The following is a 20233-nucleotide window of genomic DNA, read 5'->3' on the forward strand; positions in this document are numbered from 1 at the left end:
TCCTATCGCCAGTTAATATATGGTTTTCAATCGAGATAAAAATAAAGAAGGCGTTTTCCGGCAAGCATCTCTAGAACGTCTATCTTCGCCGGAACGACTAGACCAGTTAATGCAGGTCATTAATCCAAAAGATTGGCTGGTACTAACAGTTTTTAGTGGTTTAACATTTATTGGTTTAATTTGGAGTATTTTTGGTCGCATTCCCATCAACGTTGAAGGTAAGGGAATATTAATTCAACCCCGGCAAATTGTCGATTTTCAATCGAATATTACTGGGCAATTAAAATCTTTACAAGCCAAGCATGGGCAATGTGTGAAGAAAGATGAAGTTTTAGCAACGATAGATCCAGCCGAATTAAGACAGCAGCTACAACTAGCAAAAGGAAAATTAGAGCAATTGCAAACACAAGCGACTGAGGCATTATTAGTGACCTCGCAGCGAATGCAATTGGAAAAAAATGCAATTGTGGCTTCGCGTGCGACTCTTGAAAAACGCTTGCAAGATGCTCGGATGTTAACTCCAGTACTCAAGGCAAAAGGCTTAGATGCAATTAAAGAGCAGCAAGTCAACCTTCAGGAACGCTTAAAGGATACTCAAACTCTCACGCCCATACTTAAAGATAAAGAATTAACAGCCCTTGGGCAACAGCGAATTAGCATTCAGCAACGTTTAAAGGATGCTCAAGCTCTAGTTCCCATCCTCGAAAAAAAACTTCAGAAGCGCCGCGAACTAGCAGCAGCTGGTGCCATAGCCACAGAAACAATTTTACAAGTAGAACAAGAGTACAGGCAGGGGCTTCAATCGGTGGATCAATTGCAAGCTGAGTTAAAACAACTTGATGTTACTGAAACTCAAACTCAGCAAAGCTACTTACAGAATTTGAGGTCAATAGGCGAAATTCAAGTACAGATGCAACAATTGGTTTTGGAGAGTAGTAAAACAGAACGTGAATATTTAGATAATCTTCGCTCTATTAGTGATATTCAAGCTCAAATACAAGAGTTAGAAACCAAAGAAAAACGTTTAGTCCAAGAAAATCTAGAAAGCAACAATCAGCGCAATAAAGAAATTCAAGAGGTAAGTCGAGAAATAGCTAGACTTGATCAGCAGTTCAAACAAAATAGTCAGATTTTAAGTACTCAAGATGGATGTATTTTGGAATTAACCGCAACTGTTGGACAAGTAGTTCAACCTGGTACTCGTTTGGGAACAATGAGGATGGGAGGAGTTAATGATTCCTCTAGTACTGTTGCTTTTTTTCCTATCAAAGACGGCAAACAAATCCGCGTAGGAATGCTAATTTCAATTACTCCTGATACTGTAAAAAGAGAGCGATTTGGAGGCATTGTTGGCAAAATTACTGATGTTTCTGCGCTTCCCATCACTAAAGAAGGTGCTGTTTCCATAATTGGTAATCAGGAAGTTGTTGCTTCTTTAATTGGTCAGAATGGAGCAGCAATTCAAGTTAATGCTGGACTAATTAATGATACTAGCACCTTTAGTGGTTATAAATGGTCATCTTCCAAGGGGCCTGATTCTAAAATTACTCCTGGTACTACAACTTCAGTTCGCGTCACTATTGAAGAAAGGGCACCGATTACTTTTATTTTACCAATACTTCAAGAGTTAGTAGGTATCAAGTAATCAAAAATGAAAATTCACAATTTGTAATTCCTAACTCCTAACTCGTAACATCCTATAGAAAATGCAGTTACTTGAAAAAGCGATTAAAAAGTTAGATCTGAATAAATCTAGTTCTCCACCAACCAAAGTTAGCAATATTCGTGTGAAAACACCCACACTGTTGCAAATGGAAACTGTGGAATGCGGTGCCGCAGCTTTGGGAATTATACTTAGCTATTACCATCGAATTGTTCCTTTACCCGAGCTGCGAACAGCTTGCGGTGTTTCCCGTGATGGTTCCAAATCTTCAAATATTCTCAAAGCTGCGCGCAATTATGGGATGCAGGCGAAAGGGTTTAAAAAGGAACTTGCCCAACTCAAAGAGATTAAGCCACCGTTCATTGTATTTTGGAACTTTAACCACTTTCTTGTTGTTGAAGGCTTTTTAGGCGATCGCGTTTACTTGAATGACCCAGCAACAGGCCCACGCAGCGTTACACTTCAAGAGTTTAATGAAGCTTATACTGGTGTTGTCCTGATTATGGAGCCAGGAGCAGAGTTTAAAAAAGGTGGACGCAAACCAAGTATAATTAGAGCTTTAATTACTCGTTTGCGAAGTTCTTATAAAGAACTTCTATTTTGTATTATTGCTGGTTTTCTACTCGTAATTCCCCAATTAGCATCAGCTGCTCTTTACCAAATATTTGTCAATGATATATTAATACAAAATCGGACAGACTGGTTAAAGCCCGTATTATTCAGTATAGGAATTGTAGTTCTGTTGCAAACGATTTTAACTTTATTGCAATTAACAAAGTTAAGGTATTTACAACTAAAGCTATCTATTGGTATGACAGGTCAATTTTTATGGCACATTCTTCGTCTACCTGTTAGTTTTTACGCTCAACGCTATGCTGGAGAAATTAGTAACCGTATTGGTTTAAACAACAAAGTTGCAAATTTACTTTCGGGTCAATTAGCACGAACCGCTATTGATACTGTAATGGTCATTTTTTATGGTGGAGTAATGCTGGCTTATGATTGGGTACTGACATTAATTTGCATTGCTGGAATAGCAATTAATATTATAGTATTACAATGGATAGCCAGAATGCGCGTTGATACTAATATGCGTATGAATCAAGATTTTGGCAAAATTGCAGGGGTAGAAATTAGCGGCTTACAAAGTATTGAAAACATTAAATCTGCTGCTCTGGAATCTGATTTTTTTAGTCGTTGGGCAGGGTATTATGCTAAAGCCACCAATGCTCAACAGGAATTAAGCCAAACCGACCAACTTTTAGGTCTTATACCTACTTTACTATCTTCCATTTCCATGATGCTGATATTGGTTGTCGGTGGTCTTCGTGTTATTGATGGACATTTGAATATTGGTATGTTGGTTGCTTTTCAAACTTTGATGGGTAAATTTCAATCTCCAGTTAAGACTTTAGTCGCTTTGGGTAGTAAAATTCAGGAGCTAGAAGGAGACCTTAAGCGTTTGGATGATGTGTTAGCTAACCCTATCAACCCAGCATTAAAGGCGCTAACAGAAACTGATAACTTGCCACATGAATATGCGGTGCCTCGTAATCCTGAAAGTGGTACCTATCGCTTACAAGGATATGTAGAATTACGTAATATTAGCTTTGGTTACAGTCGCGTCGAAGAACCTTTGATTCAAAACTTTAGTTGCACGCTCAAACCAGGACAGCGAGTTGCATTCATTGGTGGTAGTGGTTCGGGTAAGTCTACTTTATCTAAACTTGTAACAGGACTTTACGAACCTTGGGAAGGAGAAATCCTTTTTGATGGTACGAGTAGACAAAATATTCCTCGTCCAGTCTTAACTAATTCCCTAGCGATGGTAGAGCAGGAAATATTTTTGTTTGGCGGTACAGTACGGGATAATTTAACTCTGTGGGATGAAACTATTACCAATACTCAGTTAATCAAAGCTTGCCAAGATGCAGCAATTTTAGATGTGGTGATGGCAATACCTGGGGGACTTGATGGCAAGTTGCTCGAAGGTGCAGCCAATTTAAGCGGTGGACAACGCCAAAGGTTGGAAATTGCCCGCTCTTTAGTTAATGACCCAGCAATTTTGGTAATGGATGAGGCAACCAGCGCGCTGGATACACAAACAGAGAAAACTATTGACCGAAATATCAGGCGCAGAGGTTGCACTTGCATTATTGTAGCCCACCGTTTGAGTACAATTCGCGATTGTGATGAGATTATTGTTGTGGAACGGGGGAAGGTAGTACAACGGGGTACCCATAACGAAATGAAGGATGTACCAGGAGCATATGCTCAATTAATCCAAGCTGGCTAAATAATTTTATACAACTACACAACTAGCTTGAAAATAAATGTTTAATAGCTATCAAAATACATACATTCACCTTCCATTTTCATCCATTCTAGTGGAAGTCAATATGATGGCGACTTAATAGCAATGAGAGAAGTAAATAATATGAATAAAGTGTATTTGGCACAAATTGAACCTACAACAAAATGCAATTTTAAATGCGGTTTTTGTTGCGGAAGGTATATGGATCAATCAAATCTATCACTTGAAAATTTTGCCAAATTTCTAGAAATGTTTCCTGAGATTCAACATCTTGAGCTTCAAGGTGAAGGTGAGCCTTTGATGAATACTGAGTTTTTTGATATGGTTGAACTGGCAAACTCTCAAGGTATTCACATTTCGTTAATAACGAATGGTAGTTTTTTTTCACACTCTAATATCCAACGCATTCTAGATGCAGGTATTCGCTCGATTCGTGTATCTCTCGAAACTACGATACCAGAAAAGTTTCAAAAAATTCGCTCCGGTTCTATCGCTGTCATAGAAGCTGGTATTTCTCGTCTATTATCTGAACGTTCGCGGTTAGGTTTAGATAAACCAAGTGTAGGGTTTGCATTAACGGTACTTGCATCAACCTTAGATGATATGCCTAGTGTTTTCGATATGTACTCCCGTCTAGGTATGGACGGTGGTATTGCGATTCAATTACTTAACCGAATGCCCCATTATGCAAATATATATGATGGAATGGAGGCAGAATATCTTGATAATAGCCACAAAGAAAAATATCAAAGCTATATGGTGAGTGATATTGCACAAAATATTTGGCACCAAAAATCACTTCATCATCATTTCTATGACGAATTGTTTAGACCTAGACCAATCGATATTGAAAAAGGAAAACTTACATCATGTCCCTGGCTTGAGCAAGGAATCAATATGGATCGTCATGGACGAATTACACCTTGCTGTACAATCAAAGCCGAAAGTTGGGCTTTTGGTACTATTGAAAACTTACATCGAGAAGAAATACTTCAGCTAAGAGCCGATTTAGCAACTGAATTAGCAAATGGTAAAATACCTACACCTTGTCAGGGTTGTGGAATAGCAAAACAAGTTGTCTCAATTTGAAATGAAATTAGAATCAAATCGACTAACCTAACACCTGATGATCACGAGACATCGTTCGGTGCGCGCAGTTGTTCCAACTAATTTTCAGCCTTTATTGGAATGCCGAAGGTATGGTTATCGCGGTGACTAATACCCAAAATAGAGACATCGTATAAAACCTTAATCATGAGTTATGAGCCACCAGTATTCATTTTTTATTTCATTGGAGATTTGCTGATAGCTAGAGCCTGGAGAAGTCAAGTTGGCAACGTTATCAACTCTCAATGATTTATGAATAAAGTTCCAATTATTGCTTAAGTTTATCGATAAGACAAATTAATATTATGGTAGCCATGATTCTATAACCTGACAAGCAGTTACTAAACCTTTATCTTCCCTAATTTTGGCACCTATTACCTGAGTATTTTGCTTGACTTCATCGTTTAGTACTTTTGTTTCGAGAACCCTAGCTAAACCATCGGGGGTTAATTTGTGTGGATGCATTGCTGTGCCAACTTTTAAAGACAGAACTCGCTTGGCATTAAAAAATTGGTCGTTGCCTAGGGGTTCTACAAGCATGGGACAATCATTTCGTAATGCCCTGGCTATTGTACCTACACCACCATGATGTATGAAAGCAGCTGCATGAGAAAGTAGCCAATCTTGCGGCATAAATTCAGTAAACATCACAGATTCGCGATTTATATCATTAGGCAATAGGGTTTCATTAAAATTAGCCCAACCTCGTTGAACTACAATTCTTCGCCCCAATATTGCAGCAGCATGAACATGAACTTCTAAGACGGATTTTGGATTAGTTACGGGAATACTGCTAAAAGATAAGACTAAAGGTTTTGGTGATGTTTCCACAAACTCTTGTAACTGCTCGTCAGGTTGCCAGTTCTGCCAATCTGGATTTTCATAAAACCAAAAGCCAGTTTGTTTATAGTGGGAATTTTCCAGAGTCGGTTGAGAAAAATGAGAACTAGAGCCTAATATTGCATGTTCTGTTTTATGATACTCGAGCCAGTTGATTTCCTCTACTTCTAACTTGGTAAAAACTTCTTTTAAAATTGGCAAAAATAATGATACAACTTCTGACCTATTACTAATGTTGTGGTGTCCTATTTCTGAACATTGAAAAGCTGGTGTAACTGAAGCTGCAACCCAAGGAGTTCCTATTTTTTTCTCAATCATAGCTCCCAATAGTTGCCGTTGTAATCCACAAATTAATAAATCGGCATCTTTACAGGCTGCTAATAAGGCTTGAAAAACGACAGGAATTTCGTGTTGTAGGTAATCAACCATTTTATCGTATCTTTCTTGACCCGATGTTGAAGGTGGCTGCCATCCATCCCAATCTGCCGCATCTTTTCGTGCTTCCTCTTCTACTAAGTCTTTACCACAACAGATTGCTTCTAACCCTGCTTTGGTTATATGAGACCTCATAGATTCCCTAAACGCCATGCGAACTTTATGTCCCCTAGCTTGTAAAGCTTCTCCTAGAGCTATATAAGGTAAATGGTCGCCATCTGTTCCTGTACTAGAAATAACAATTGTCGCCATATTTTTCTAAAGTAACTACATCCAAGATGCGATTAAATTACAAGCTGTTTCCAAACCTTTTTCTTCGCCGACTTTGGCACCAAGAGCTTGAGTATTTTCCTTAACTTCATCGGTTAGCACTTTTTTTTCTAACACTTGGGCTAGGTTATCGGGAGTTATTTTGTATGGGCACATGGCTGTACCAACTTTTAATGCCATAACACGCTTGGCATTGAAAAATTGGTCATTACCGTAGGGTTCTACGACCATAGGGCAATTATTCCGTAATGCTCTGGCAATTGTGCCTATACCTCCATGATGAATAATTGCAGCTGCGCGCGAAAACAGCCAATCTTGGGGTATAAAGTCAACAAACATTACTAATTCGCGATCGCAGTCTTCCGGTAATAAGGTTTCATTAAAATTAGCCCACCCCCGGTGAATTAAAATTCTCCGTCCTAACTTGGCAGCAGCTCGTACATGAACTTCTAATACAGCTCGAGCATCTTTGAGTGGTAAACTACTAAAAGATAAAACTAATGGTTTAGATGATTGCTCTACAAATTGTCGCAACTGATCATCAGGTTGCCAATCTTTCCATGTAGGGTCTTCATAAAACCAAAAGCCCGTTTGCTGGTAGTAAGAATTTTCAGAATTGAGTTGAGAAAAATGAGGACTAGAACCTAAGATGGCATGTCCTGTTCTAGTATGCTCCAGCCAGTCCATCTCTAGCACCCCTAAATCCTTATAAATCTCCTCTAAGGTCGCTGTACAGAAGCGCATAATTTGCATTTTATTACCTAACTGATTACCAGAATCTGCACACTGGTCAGCTGGTGCAACAGAGGTAGCAACCCAAGGAATCCCTAATTTATGCTGAATCATCGTCCCGAACACTTGACGTTGTAACCCACAGATTAAGAGGTCGGCACCAGCACAAGCTGCTAGTAATTGTTCAAAAACAAGAGGAATATCATATTTAAAGAACTTTTGCATTTGCTCAACTCTTTCGGCAAAAGATTTAGAATGAGGGTGCCATTCATCCCAATCTTCTGCTCCCTTTTGCGCCTCTTTTTCTCCCATAGATATGCCACAAGAGACTGCTTCTAATCCTGATTGCAGCACATAATTATGCATAGAATCATTCATAGCCATGCGGACTTTATGCCCTCTTGCTTGTAACGATTCCCCCAGTGCAATATAGGGTAAATGGTCGCCCAAAGTCCCCGAGCTATGAATAACAATTGTTGCCATTTAATATAATAATATCTACTACTAGAATTAATCAGGACTTACGCAAAAATAACGTAACTCCGTCATGACGAGCGATAGCGTTGCGTAGCAAAGAGAGGTAATCTTCCCTAACACTAGGATTGCTTCCCTACATTTCGTTTCGGTCGCAATGACATTATCGGCGTTGTGTAAGTCCTATTAATCAATAATCTGGTTTTGTATAAAAATGATTGCTGATAATAGAATATATGCTACATGTAGAGACCCAATTTAATCGAGTCTCTACAGGGTTTTAAGCATTATACATGTAATTTATGCAGCTAAAATTTGCTGTAATTTCCAATCAAGGTTTGAAGGAAATTTTGAAAGGTTTAGCAGAACGAGCAATGAGTGTAATTGTGAAATAACTTTCTAAGGGAATTGCAAAGACATGTTCATAGGTTTATTGTTGAATTTTTCATTACTTAAAGAAGTACCTTTGGCACCGTCAAAACTTGTGAACATATTGTCATTTTGTTTTAATATATTTGATTGGGATTGGTCTAGAAGCAGACTATCACCAGATGCTTCTAGGGTACCACCTGCTTGTGCGTCTAATTCCTCTTCAGATAGTTCACCATCTTCCAAATATTCTGCTGAATTAATTTTGTTTTCAGACATAATTACCTCTATTTTTTATGTTGAGTTTTATGGTAAGCTGTTCCAGATTTAACTTGCATATATTGGGCGGGCAAGATGCCCAACACCACTTGCTACAACGAGGAGGCAGCCGCGTGGGCGGGTTTCCCGACTTGAGCGGACTGCCGTGGGAACCCCTTCGGGTGAATCCTTCGGATACGCTACGCGAGCGGCAGTCCACTCGGCGGCATAGCCGCACGTGTGGCTGCACTCACCGCGCAACACAGTGGCTCCCCCACAAGAAATATATAATTTCAGATTATGCAAACTAGATTTGGTTTAGCTTAACAATCATAATCAAAGCTGCTTAGAGCTAATAGCAGTGTATATACTGCTTTTTCTATTTATTTAGGATTTACAAAATTTTCAAAATTAGTGCCATTGCATCTGACTTTTCATAGGCTTCAAGACTTCTCCCCCGACCCCTCTCTTTTACAAAGTTTCCATATTTAAACCATCTGTCGTGACATTAATTCGATAAATATTCCCTTTTGTGCCATTAATTCCTCAAAATTTCCTACCTGCATTACTTGTCCTGCGGCAATTACATAAATTCGGTCGGCATTGCGAATTGTACTCAAACGGTGAGCAATAACGATTCGCGTTACATTCAACTGTTCTAAACTTTCACTGACGATCGCTTGGGTATTATTATCTAAAGCACTTGTAGCTTCATCAAATATTAAAATTTTTGGTTTTAGTACCAAAGAACGAGCAATTAATAAACGCTGACGCTGTCCACCAGATAGGTTTGTTCCACCTTCGGAAATTACTGTGTGCATCCCCATTGGCATTTGTTGGATATCAGGAGCAAAACCAGCCATTTTCGCCGCTTCCCAGACTTCATCCATTGTCACTAACGCCCCACTAGAGATATTTTCAAAGATGGAAGCGCTGCTGATCCGACCATTTTGCAAAACTACACCTAACTGTCGCCGTACCGCAGCGACATCTAATCCAGACAAATCTTGACCATCGTAGTAAATTGTTCCTTCTTCTGGCTCTTCAAAACCCAGTAATAAGCGCACAGTGGTTGATTTGCCACTACCACTAGGGCCGACGACAGCTATAAATTCTCCTGGTTTAGCTTCTATAGTTACTTTATCAAGGGTTAACGGCCCATCTGCTCGGTAGCGAAAGCTCACCCGGTCTAATTTCACCCCACCACTCAAACGACCTGGGTCGGTTTTACTATCATCAACTTCGGGAGGTGCTTCTAAAATCGGTTTTGCACGTTCCCACAATACAGAAACTTCCGAAACCTGAATAATTGAGTTACTGAAACTGGTTGCACCACCAACAAACGTAGCAAAGGCAGCATTGAAAGCCAGGAAATTCCCCGTGGTAAATGCTACGGCACCACCTTGTGCCGTAGATTGAGTAATTAAGGAGATAGTTACAAAATAAATCACAATTGAACTCATACCAGGCAGAATGCTATTAAAAAAAGTAATGGCATTTTCAATTGCTTCTGTACTGAGCATTAATTGCAGTTCTTGGCTAAACTTTTTAGACCAGTAGGCAAATGCCCTTTCTTCGGCACCTGATACATACAGCTTAGAAACACCGCCAATTAGCTGCACTGTCAGCCCAAATATTTCACCCTGTATTTCTTGCATCGGCACCATTTTTTGCCGTGACAAAACACCAGCAATATTAGTGACAATTATATTCACTACGGCAACAATGACTGCTATTAATGTTAACTGCGGACTGTAGCTAAACAACAGCCCCAAATTGAGGACAGAAAAGAACGCATTAAAGATTGTGCCTAGCACAGCACCACTGAGGATTTGGTTAATACGGGTAATAGAAGAGACTCTCGATTGCAAGTCTCCTATGGAATATTGGCGAAAGAAAGACACTTGCAACTTGAGTAAGCGATCCCACACAGCCGTTTGGGTTTCTATGTTAGCAAAGGTTCCTAACCTGGATGTGGCGATGGATTGTATAAGTTCAAATCCTATGCTTCCAAGTGCCACAGCCATTAAACCCAACGCAATTTGAAAAATCAAACCGCGATTGGCATCAGGGATAGCGTGATCAATTAAGATACCTGTAGCTTGGGGAACAAGCATTTCTAATAATGCTGTTACTACACCCATGACCACCAAGGTAATGATGTCCCGAGTTCTGCCCCTTGTAGCAAATTTAACGATATCCAGTGCTTTCAAAGCCTTTTCGGGAAAGGGACGATAAAACATGAAAGCTACTGGTGAGATGAGTTGAGCTGTTTGTGCATTCAGAGGCAGTCGTCGTCGTGCTTCTGGATCAAAAATTTCATAGCCATTGCTTCCTACCGGCAGCAATGCGATTGGGTTCTCTGTTTCTGCTGTATAGGCTAACAAGGGACCGCAGTCAAACTTCCACCACATCCCGCTTAAAATTACCCGGCGAGTGCGAATGCGAGAAGCGCGCGCTATGGCTTCTAAAGGGTCTTTCACCCGGTTGAGGTCTTCGGAACTGGCAGGAGGACGAATGTCAATCCCTAAAGCTCTACCTACAGACCCAGCAGCAACTAACAAATTTGTTCCTTCTTGTAAAAATTCTGCCGCTTGCGGACGAAAAATAGCCGTCAAATAACCAATGGAGCGATCGCTAGCTTGTTGGTTAAGTTTGAGACGATGGTGAAATTGGACTTCTCGTGCTTCTTCCTCTTGTTGGTGGAGTTGATGCAAACAAACTAAAAATTCGGCTTGGAATTGCTGCAACTGCTCCAATAATATTGCTGGTGTCTTAATTTCAGTACTATCAATACTCGAAAAAGCGATGTTAGTATTGTGAAACAAAGCTATGCAGCGCTCAGTCCACTGTTCCACTAATTCTGAAATCTCTGTTAATGTTTGCTTTGAAACAGAATCATCTTGATAGATAATCTGTTGTAAATCTACCTCGAGCAGTTGAGTTTCTTCATAAGCAACAGCTATCAGCTCGTAGGATTGCCCTTCTACGGTCGGAGAAATACCAAACAGAACTGAACCAGGTTCAACATCAAATAAGTAACGTCTTCCTCCCTGAGAAACACCATTTAAAGTCGCAACGGCAAACACAGCAACTGTACCGGATTTGACCAACCAAACAGCGTTGTAGGATAACACTAAGGGGTTATTTCCTTGCAGAGTATGTTTAGATGACGTAATATCAGGGTCTAGTAGGTTACTCATTTATTAGTATTTATACTTAAAAGATTTGGAATATTTTTTATTTGCAAGTGCCTATATAATGTTGCTTTTCCCAAAAAATTGACTCAACTAACGAAAACGCTGAAAAAATTTGTATTACTTTTCAGTCAAAGCCCATACACCATTCCAATTTTCAGGGACTCTGCGTTGTAATAAAATTTCAATCCGTTCCAGGTATAATTTCGCTGTTTTATCTGTGGGATTTACAGAAAGCATTTTTTCAAAGCTTTCCCGTGCGGTCGTAAAGTCGGCACATTTATAATATTGCAATGCTGCTTCAAAATCAGGTTGGGTTTTAATTTTGAGTTGGCGAACTTCTTCAACTTCGGCATCCAGGACTTCGTAGACTGCGATCGCTTCGGTTCTTCCTTTGACAATAACTCTATCTAAAAACCGAATTTGATATTTATTGGCAGTGCTCATATTTTGTAAGGCTTGTTCTGATATTAGCAGCGATACACCATAAAATTTTGTCAGTCCTTCTAGGCGTGCGGTCAAGTTAACGTTATCGGAAAAAGCATCTCCCTGCATTCGACTTTCTTCACCCACCATGCCTAACATCATGTGTCCAACGTGAATACCAATGCCAACTTCTAATGGTAAGTAACCTGTTTTTGCCCTTTGCTTATTGTATTCTTGAACTTGGTTTTGTTTTGCCACTCCAGCAGCGATCGCATCATCTGCACCTTCGGGAAATACTGCCATCATCCCGTCGCCTAAAAATTTGACAATGATACCGTAGTTGCTGCGAATTTCGGGGCTAACACGCTTGAGGTAGGCATTGACAAAGTTAAAGTTATCTTGAGGTGTCATGTTTTCGGAGATGGTAGTAAATGAGCGAATATCGCTAAACATTACTGCCATAACTTTACTTACATGGTCGCCTAAATTTACATCAGTAATCGCGTCTTTACGTAGAAACCGTAGGTATTCATGAGGTACAAATCGCCCGTAAGCTTTTAATAGCGACTCTAGCTGAGTATTGGCGGTTATTAATTCTTTTTCCCGTACTTTAACAGTTTTTACCATGTTGGTAAAAACCCGTGCGAGTTTTCCTAGTTCATCGCTGCGTTTAGCAACTTCATCTAAAGCATCTGGTTCAAAAGCATCGCGTTCCACATCCGAAGCAGCAGCAGTAACCCTATTCACTTCTTCAATATATGCAGCTTGACGCAGAATTTCCGCTTTGAATAAAGCTTCTGCTTCTTGTCGTTTGAGAAAATTAATATAAGCTGTGGAGTGATAGCGAATTCGGGCGATTAACTCCATTTTATCGGGGAGTTTTACCAAATAATCATTTGCCCCTAGTGAGAATGCTTTGGCTTTGATAACTGGTTCTTCTTTACTCGATAGAACAATTAAGGGAATGTGGCAAGTAGGAGAATCTTTGGAACGGAGATACTGGACTAACAGTAATCCATCCATTTGTGGCATGACAAGGTCTTGTAAAATGATGGTTGGTTTACATTCATTAGCTACCTTTAAAGCAAGGGTTGGGTCGTGACAATAGTTAAATACTATGTCTTTTTCGGGAGCTAACATTCGAGAGATGGCTTCGCCAATTATCGATTGGTCGTCAACTAGTAAAACGCTTATTTGTTCTTCGGTTGTGGGAGACATAGGGTTTGGGTTTGTAGATTTTGGTGGTGGCTAATTATACAGACAGGGTCTTAGACTATAGACACTTTGTCAATAAAGTTGGAAGTCAAGATATGGCAAAGTTTTGCACCACTGCAAACCAAATTGTGTCAGCCGCAAAATTATACTTTATACTCAGTATTCCCACTCGATTGATCAAAATCGCTAATGGGGCGGAAACAAGTTGAGTCTTAGGGAGTTTATGAATCGTGATGCAATACAGTTCAGATAATGATTGATTTGTCAGTTGTGGAAACAGCTAGCTCAATTGGGGGAGAATCCCCCAAACCCCCGATTGGGTGAAGTTTGTGGGGAAGGTTTCCTTCCACAAAACTTCGGACGGTTGCGTCCCCCAAACCCCCTCCAAAATTATTGTTTTGTTGTCAATTTATTTTTTAACTGAACTCTACTAGATCAGAAATTTAGCAGCAATATCATCTGGTGATAATACCTCAACAGCTGCATTTAACTCCACAGCAGCCTTGGGCATTCCATACACTACGCAACTGGCTTTATCTTGAGCAATTGTATGCCAACCTTGAAGTCGTAAAGCATTTAATCCTTCAGCACCATCTCGTCCCATACCTGTAAGCACAATACCTATTCCTTTGCGCTTCCAATTCTGAGCGAGACTTTTGAAAAATACATCAACCGATGGACGGTAAGGATAGTCAACAGGTTCTTTGGTGTAACCAAGGGTTAAATCTGGCTTTAAATACAAATGGTCATTGCTACCAGCAACTAATACAGTTCCTACTTCCAGACGATTTCCTGCAACTGCTAATCGCACTGGTAATTTAGATTGTTGATTCAACCATTCGACAAATCCTCTGGAAAACTGAGCATCAACGTGCTGGATAATTGCGATCGCGCTGTTAAAATTCGCAGGTAATTTCGATAAAATATCCGCTAATGCTTTCGGCCCCCCAGTTGATGAACCAATCGCGACTAAAGGCGCTGTCAATCTAGAATTATTTTGTTGTTGCTGCGAAGCTAAAGAAGAAATTTTGGCAGTAGTTGCTGACTTTTTCAGCAGTTTACCAATCCTGGCTATTTTAGTCAGTAGCTTACTAACATCGCTACTGTCAGCTGGTGTATCCACTACATCCACAGCACCGTAACCCATCGCTTCGTAGACTTTAGTGATGTTTTTTTCGGTACTAGCTGTGACCACAAAAATCGCGCAGGGACAATCCAGCATAATTCGCCGAGTTGCCTCTACCCCATCCATCACGGGCATCAACAAATCCATTAAAATCAAATCGGGTGTGTCTTGGGTACATTTAGCAACTGCTTCTTTTCCATCATGGGCAACCCAAGCTACTTGATATTCGGGAACAGTCTGCAATACCCGTCTTAGTGCTGTGACAGCAATTGTCAAGTCGTTAACAATGGCAATTCTCATAAATTAGCGACCAACTAAATCGACTACAGCATTAACTAAGGTATCATCATGAAAACTACTTTTTGTCAAGTAGTAATCAGCACCAGCTTCCATTCCCTGAATCCGGTCTTCGGTGCGATCGCGGTAGGACATAATAATCACTGGAAGCGAGTGTAAGCGTGAGTGGTTCTTAATTTGCCGCACTAGTTCAATCCCATTCATCCGTGGCATATCGATATCACTAATCACCAAATCGTAGTGGTTAGTTCGTACAGCATTCCATCCTTCCATCCCATCCACAGCGATATCCACCTGATAGCCGCGATTTTCCAACAATTTACGCTCCATTTCCCTGACGGTAATCGAGTCATCCACAACGAGAACTTTCTTCGGCTGATCTAATAAAATGGTTGTTGTTTCCATCCCCAGCTTGTTGAGTTGTCCGGCATTGAGAATTGCATCCATTGTTCGCACCATATCTGTGACATCGACAACTAAAACAGGTGAGCCATCACTGAGTAAAGACGTAGCGCTAATGTCGCGGACTTTACCCAAGCGAGCATCGAGGGGTCTAACAACTAAATCCCGTTCTCCCAGAAACTGATCTACCACTAACCCGTAGGCATTAGACTGGTCGCTAATTACGACTACCGAAATATCTCGAGATTTAGCAGGAAATTCTGGTAATTCCAACACTTGATATGCTGCGATTAAGCCAATATTTTGTTGATTCATGGTAAAATATTGGCGATTTTCCACCTCATAAATTGAGGCTGGCTCGACTATAACAATTTGCTCAATCCGGGCTAAGGGAATAGCGTAGGGTCTTCCAGAAATTTCGACTAATAATGTTCGCACAACCGAAAGCGTTAGCGGTAATTGAAAGTGAAAACTCGTACCCTTACCTACTTGGGAAACAGCTCGTACTGTACCTCCTACCTCCTGTGCCATACTTTTGGCAATATCTAGTCCCACACCTCGTCCAGAAATTTCTGTCACCTGTTTAGCGGTGGAAAATCCTGGTAAAAATAGAAACTCCATTAGTTCCGCATCTGTAAATTGAGCCGCCATTTCTGATGTTGCTAGGTTTTTATTAATTACCTTCTGTCGCAACTGTTCTAAGTTAATGCCTTTGCCATCGTCAGTAATGGTAATCACCAGCATTCCTCCCCGATGAAATGCTTCTAAGCGGATTGTGCCTTCAGGGGGTTTACCTTTTTCAATGCGTTCGGAGGGCATTTCGATACCGTGGTCGGTGGCATTTCGTAATATATGCGTTAATGGAGCTTCCAACTTCTTGAGGATATCCCGGTCTACCGAAGTTGCTTTCCCAACAATATCTAACTTAACTTGCTTACCTAACTTCCGTGCCAAATCCCGAATCATCCGAGGAAAACTTTGGATACCATCGGCAAATGGACGCATATTGGAGGTGATTACTTCTCGGTAGAGACGATCAGATAAATTAGCTGTACGTTGAGCATAAAGCTCTAGTTCATTTAAGCGATCGCTCAATAAATCGAGACATTGCTGTTCTTTGATTCTTGCTTCCTGCAAGTGCTGTTTGACTGATTGCTGCTGATTGCTTCGATCGAGAGCATCTTCTAATTGTTCTAGTGTCCTCGACAAATCAAGCAAGTTCCATTTTAGCGACATCATCGAGTCTGCGTGAGGTTGTAACCAGTTAGCTTCGATTAATGATTCCCCAGCTAAACCCATAATCCGGTTCAAATTCTCCGCATTCACTCGTACTACTCGGTCTTGTGTAGGTGCTGGTTCGGTTGCAGATTGCGAAGATACAGGCTTTGATTCGCTTTCTTCCCCGGATGCTGTTAGAGGAACTGGAGCATTAGGTTTTTCCGGTTCCACTGGTTCAATGGGTTGAGGAATTGATTTTGCTGGGATTACTTGAGGATTCAAAATACCTGTGACTGCTGATTGTACCTCTGCAAATATGGCTTGATTTTCTCCTAACCAGTTAGGTAATTCAGTATTATCTATACTGCTAATACCTTGCAATAAATCTACCCCTTGAAGGAGTATGTCAACCTGTGCCGATAACAGCGTAATTGTTTTATTTTGTGCCGCCACAAAGCAATCTTCCATCACATGAGCCAAACCCACGACAGCATCAAGGGCAACAATTCGGGCAGAACCTTTAATTGAATGTGCTGCACGCATCAAACTTTCTAGAACCTGTGCCGATTGTGGGTTGCCCTCCAATGCTAGTAAACAGTCATTCATGATACCAACCTGTGTTTCCACTTCCAAGCGAAACAAATCCACCATTGAACTGTCAGCAGTCAGTGCGATCGCTTTTGGTGGGTTGGGAGTGTCAGTAAAAACGGTAGTTACATTTGTGTTATCCCAAGGATTAAGTGGGGAAGTAATTTGGGATGAATGCAGAGATGATTCCCGGATTTTTTCTGTTATATCTGCGTTGCTGTTTTTTTCAAGATTTAAAGAGGAGTCATTTTGAGATGGGGAAACAGTTACTATTTCTTGTTTATTGGGAGAAGATTGATTGATAATTTCAGATTTTAAAATAATAGAAATAGTTTTTTGGGTTGTTGTGAGTTCCCAAGCATGTTCTGACATCCAATGCTCAAAATCAGAGGCAGCTGTTTTGCCTATACTTAAAAGTAAATGGCTACCATGAAGTAAAACATCTATTTGTTCTTCACCCAATATTACATTTTTGTTTTGTGCCGCAATAAAACACTCCTTCATAATTTGTGCTAAATTAGCAGCCACTTCCCGATCTACTAATCTTGCACTTCCCCAGATTGAGTGTACAGCCTGGGTTGCTCGTTCCAAGTCAGTCATCGAAGAGGGTTGAGTTTTCAGTGTAGCTAGAGATTCTTTGAGGATGTCTACCTGAGTTTCTATCTCGCGACGAAATAAATCTAGTAAGTTGTAATCATTCATATACTAAGGATGGATAAAAATTAGATTTATAAAATGGCTATTAGTAAGGATGCGTTACGCTAACGCATCCTACTTGAAAAATCAAATATGAATCCTATAAGACTCATATTTGATTTTTGAAAAAAACTAAGTACACTTTTATTTCTTCTTCCCTGTTAAGAGTTCCCTGTTAAGAGTTCCCTCCCTTCGCAAATAATTTCTCCGAATCAAAGCGGATTCCTATATACATAATTAATTGCCTAATTCACTACAAAATTTTGTGATTAAGCGTGTAAAACAATAATTCTGAGTCGAGATAATTAACTTTCTCATCTTGCCAATTAATAATCCCCTGAGTATAGGCTTGATCCGCTTTGGCAATTACAACGGGTGCATCTTTTAACTCATTCAGGTGAAAGCGTTGAATCCCATAAACCTCATCAACTAAGAATACCCATTTTTGGTCTTGCTGTCCTGCTACTATCATTCGTTGTGAGCTTGTTAATTGAGGATTTACAGAATCAACCTCAATGGGTTTTAAACTCAACAGGTGACTCAGAGATGCACAAAGCAAGGTTTCTCCCCGAATATTCACAAGTCCCAGAAATAAGTTATTACTACGGTGGGGTACAGGTTGAATGACACAAGGATGGGTGACTTCCTGCAAAATATTGGCACTTAAAGCTAATCGCTCATTTCCGAGACGAAAAATCATCACGGAAATAGCTTTTGCTGTACGGATGATGGCTTCATGGCTTCGGATTTCTTCATCAACGGGTGCTTCTGCGAGGACATTAATCCACTCGGAAACATAATTAAGTGGTGGTTCCCGTTCCAGCAAACTATCCCCAACCGTGGCAAATACGGGACATTCATGACAATGAATCACCGATTTTAACTCACCGCAAGTGCGATCGCCCATTACCCCAATCTTATTCCAACAATCATTTAATGTTGAATTTTCGGAAATAGATTGTTCTATCAGCATCGTCATTCCCTCCATTAATTTTGAGAAGAGATAGAATTGCGTAACCCTCTAGCAGCATCATCCAATTGCTCTAAAGCATTATTTGTCTCCCGTAAAGCATCTACTGTTTGTGCGGATGCTTCGCTTAATTGCTCCATTGCCAAGCTAATTTGCTGCGCTCCTTCGGATTGTTCCTCCATACTTTGACTAACTTGCTCAAATTGAGGAGGCAAACTTTGAACTTTGCTAATTACTTCCTCAACCTGGAAACTAATTTTGCTCACCCTATCTACGCTATCGCTTACCGATTTGTTGAATTTATCCATTTCCATCACACCCACTGTCACCGCAGATTGCATATCTTTGACAATTTGCTCAATTTCTAAGGTAGCAACAGCAGTTTGATTGGCAAGTCGGCGAATTTCTCTTGCTACAACCGCAAAACCTGCACCATACTCTCCGGCTTTTTCGGCTTCGATGGCGGCATTTAGGGATAGAATGCTGGTTTGGTCGGCAACTTTGGTAATTGTCACCACAACATTATTGATGTTACCAGCTTTGTTATTCATCACTCCCAACTTAGAGGAGATAGAATTAGTTGCCTCCGTCAGTTGCCGCATCACAGTTTCCATGTTGGCAAGTTCGTCTTTGCTATGACTTGCAGACATCGCGGTTGCTTGAGTCATTTCCGCTACCTGCTCCATCGTCCTCACTAGTTGTCTGGAATTGGCGGCAATTTCAGTTGCGGTTGCACTAACTTCATTCGTAGAAGCAACCTGCTCGGCAACTGTCGCTTCCAATTCCTTACCCGATGCCGCAATTTGGGTTGCAGAGGTGGTGATTTGCACCACAGACTTTTGAATGCGTCGAACCAAAGCCTTACTAAGAAACCGTCCCAGAATAATTGCGATCGCAGGCCCCAAAAACATCGCTACAATCGTCCAGAATTTTGACTGGTTAGCGTCTTGTTCTGATTCTTTCTGTGCTATTGTAGCCGTACTTTCGTTAACTTTTAATGTATCTAAAATTGAAGTAGTTGCAGCTTCAAAATTGATGCGATTTGTTTTCGTGCGATCGCGTAATTGATTCAATGCATCAACTGCTTTTTTCACTGTTGCCATTTCTGGTGAAGTTTCTTTTTTCTGACTCAGTAACTCCGCTTCTTTAGCATATGGGTTGAAAATTCCTAAACTCTCGAATTGCTGGTTGAGCTTCAGAAATTCTTCGTGGTCATTTTTCCATTTATTCCAGTTGTCTTGAAGTTTTTTATAAGCTCTATCTTCCTCCGCAGTTCTGGGAGTTGATTCATATTGCTTGAATCCGTTATCAATTTGTCCCCAAGCATTCTTAATCCGAGTTAGTTCGGCTTGTCGTTCTTGTGGTGTCAATCCGACAACTAATAAAGCCCGTTCTGAGGATTCTATTTGAGTTTGTCCTTCGTTAACCTTCCATAATCCCAGTAGGCTTGGTAAACTGTTGTTACTTAATGTATCAATGTGACTACTCAAACGAAATGTTCCACCAAAACCAACAAGTGCAACGAAAAACACTAATGCCCCCATTAACATGAAAGCTGACATAATTCGACCTTGTAAGGATGGGTCTTTAAATACGCTATTTACCATAATTATTTTCCTTGGTTTTTAGATAATTA

The 20233-nt window shown here is 40.4% G+C and carries 12 protein-coding genes; 3 read left to right on the plus strand and 9 right to left on the minus strand.

The genetic code is table 11. The annotated features are described in order from the left end of the window. Positions 1-19: 19 nt before the first annotated feature. From HGR01_RS29305 to HGR01_RS29315, 3 genes are all read left to right on the plus strand, one after another. Entirely contained in the window at positions 20-1645 is a 1626-nt protein-coding gene (locus tag HGR01_RS29305; protein WP_045872179.1) for an NHLP bacteriocin system secretion protein, read from the plus strand. Positions 1646-1706: 61 nt separating this feature from the next. After that, positions 1707-3959 (plus strand): NHLP family bacteriocin export ABC transporter peptidase/permease/ATPase subunit, encoded by a 2253-nt coding sequence (locus HGR01_RS29310; protein WP_045872178.1) that lies wholly within the window; start codon positions 1707-1709, stop codon positions 3957-3959. 141 nt (positions 3960-4100) lie between these two features. Further along, entirely contained in the window at positions 4101-5066 is a 966-nt protein-coding gene (locus HGR01_RS29315; protein WP_071989445.1) for a radical SAM protein, read from the plus strand. 321 nt (positions 5067-5387) lie between these two features. Here the strand turns inward: HGR01_RS29315 and HGR01_RS29320 are convergent, their stop codons facing one another. From HGR01_RS29320 to HGR01_RS29360, 9 genes are all read right to left on the minus strand, one after another. Next, positions 5388-6611 (minus strand): glycosyltransferase, encoded by a 1224-nt coding sequence (locus HGR01_RS29320; protein WP_045872176.1) that lies wholly within the window; start codon positions 6609-6611, stop codon positions 5388-5390. Positions 6612-6626: 15 nt separating this feature from the next. Then, positions 6627-7844: a glycosyltransferase gene (locus HGR01_RS29325; protein WP_045872175.1), complete on the minus strand. Its 1218-nt coding sequence runs from the start codon at positions 7842-7844 to the stop codon at positions 6627-6629. Between the two features lie 390 nt (positions 7845-8234). Further along, a complete protein-coding gene (locus HGR01_RS29330; RefSeq protein WP_045872174.1) occupies positions 8235-8483 on the minus strand; it encodes a hypothetical protein in 249 nt (82 codons plus the stop codon). Positions 8484-8950: 467 nt separating this feature from the next. After that, positions 8951-11665, minus strand: coding sequence for an NHLP bacteriocin export ABC transporter permease/ATPase subunit (locus HGR01_RS29335; protein WP_045872173.1), 2715 nt, complete (start codon positions 11663-11665; stop codon positions 8951-8953). A gap of 114 nt (positions 11666-11779) precedes the next feature. Continuing rightward, positions 11780-13303 (minus strand): response regulator, encoded by a 1524-nt coding sequence (locus HGR01_RS29340; protein WP_045872172.1) that lies wholly within the window; start codon positions 13301-13303, stop codon positions 11780-11782. A gap of 427 nt (positions 13304-13730) precedes the next feature. Then, positions 13731-14726, minus strand: coding sequence for a chemotaxis response regulator protein-glutamate methylesterase (locus HGR01_RS29345; protein WP_045872170.1), 996 nt, complete (start codon positions 14724-14726; stop codon positions 13731-13733). A gap of 3 nt (positions 14727-14729) precedes the next feature. Further along, positions 14730-17633: a hybrid sensor histidine kinase/response regulator gene (locus tag HGR01_RS29350; protein WP_045872169.1), complete on the minus strand. Its 2904-nt coding sequence runs from the start codon at positions 17631-17633 to the stop codon at positions 14730-14732. Positions 17634-17880: 247 nt separating this feature from the next. Next, a complete protein-coding gene (locus tag HGR01_RS29355; RefSeq protein ID WP_228045133.1) occupies positions 17881-18600 on the minus strand; it encodes a chemotaxis protein CheW in 720 nt (239 codons plus the stop codon). Between the two features lie 14 nt (positions 18601-18614). Further along, on the minus strand, positions 18615-20204 hold the full coding sequence (locus HGR01_RS29360; RefSeq protein WP_052335294.1) for a methyl-accepting chemotaxis protein: 1590 nt from the start codon (positions 20202-20204) through the stop codon (positions 18615-18617). Between the last annotated feature and the right edge of the window lie 29 nt (positions 20205-20233).

It is taken from the genome of Tolypothrix sp. PCC 7712 (assembly GCF_025860405.1).
GTDB lineage: Bacteria > Cyanobacteriota > Cyanobacteriia > Cyanobacteriales > Nostocaceae > Aulosira > Aulosira diplosiphon.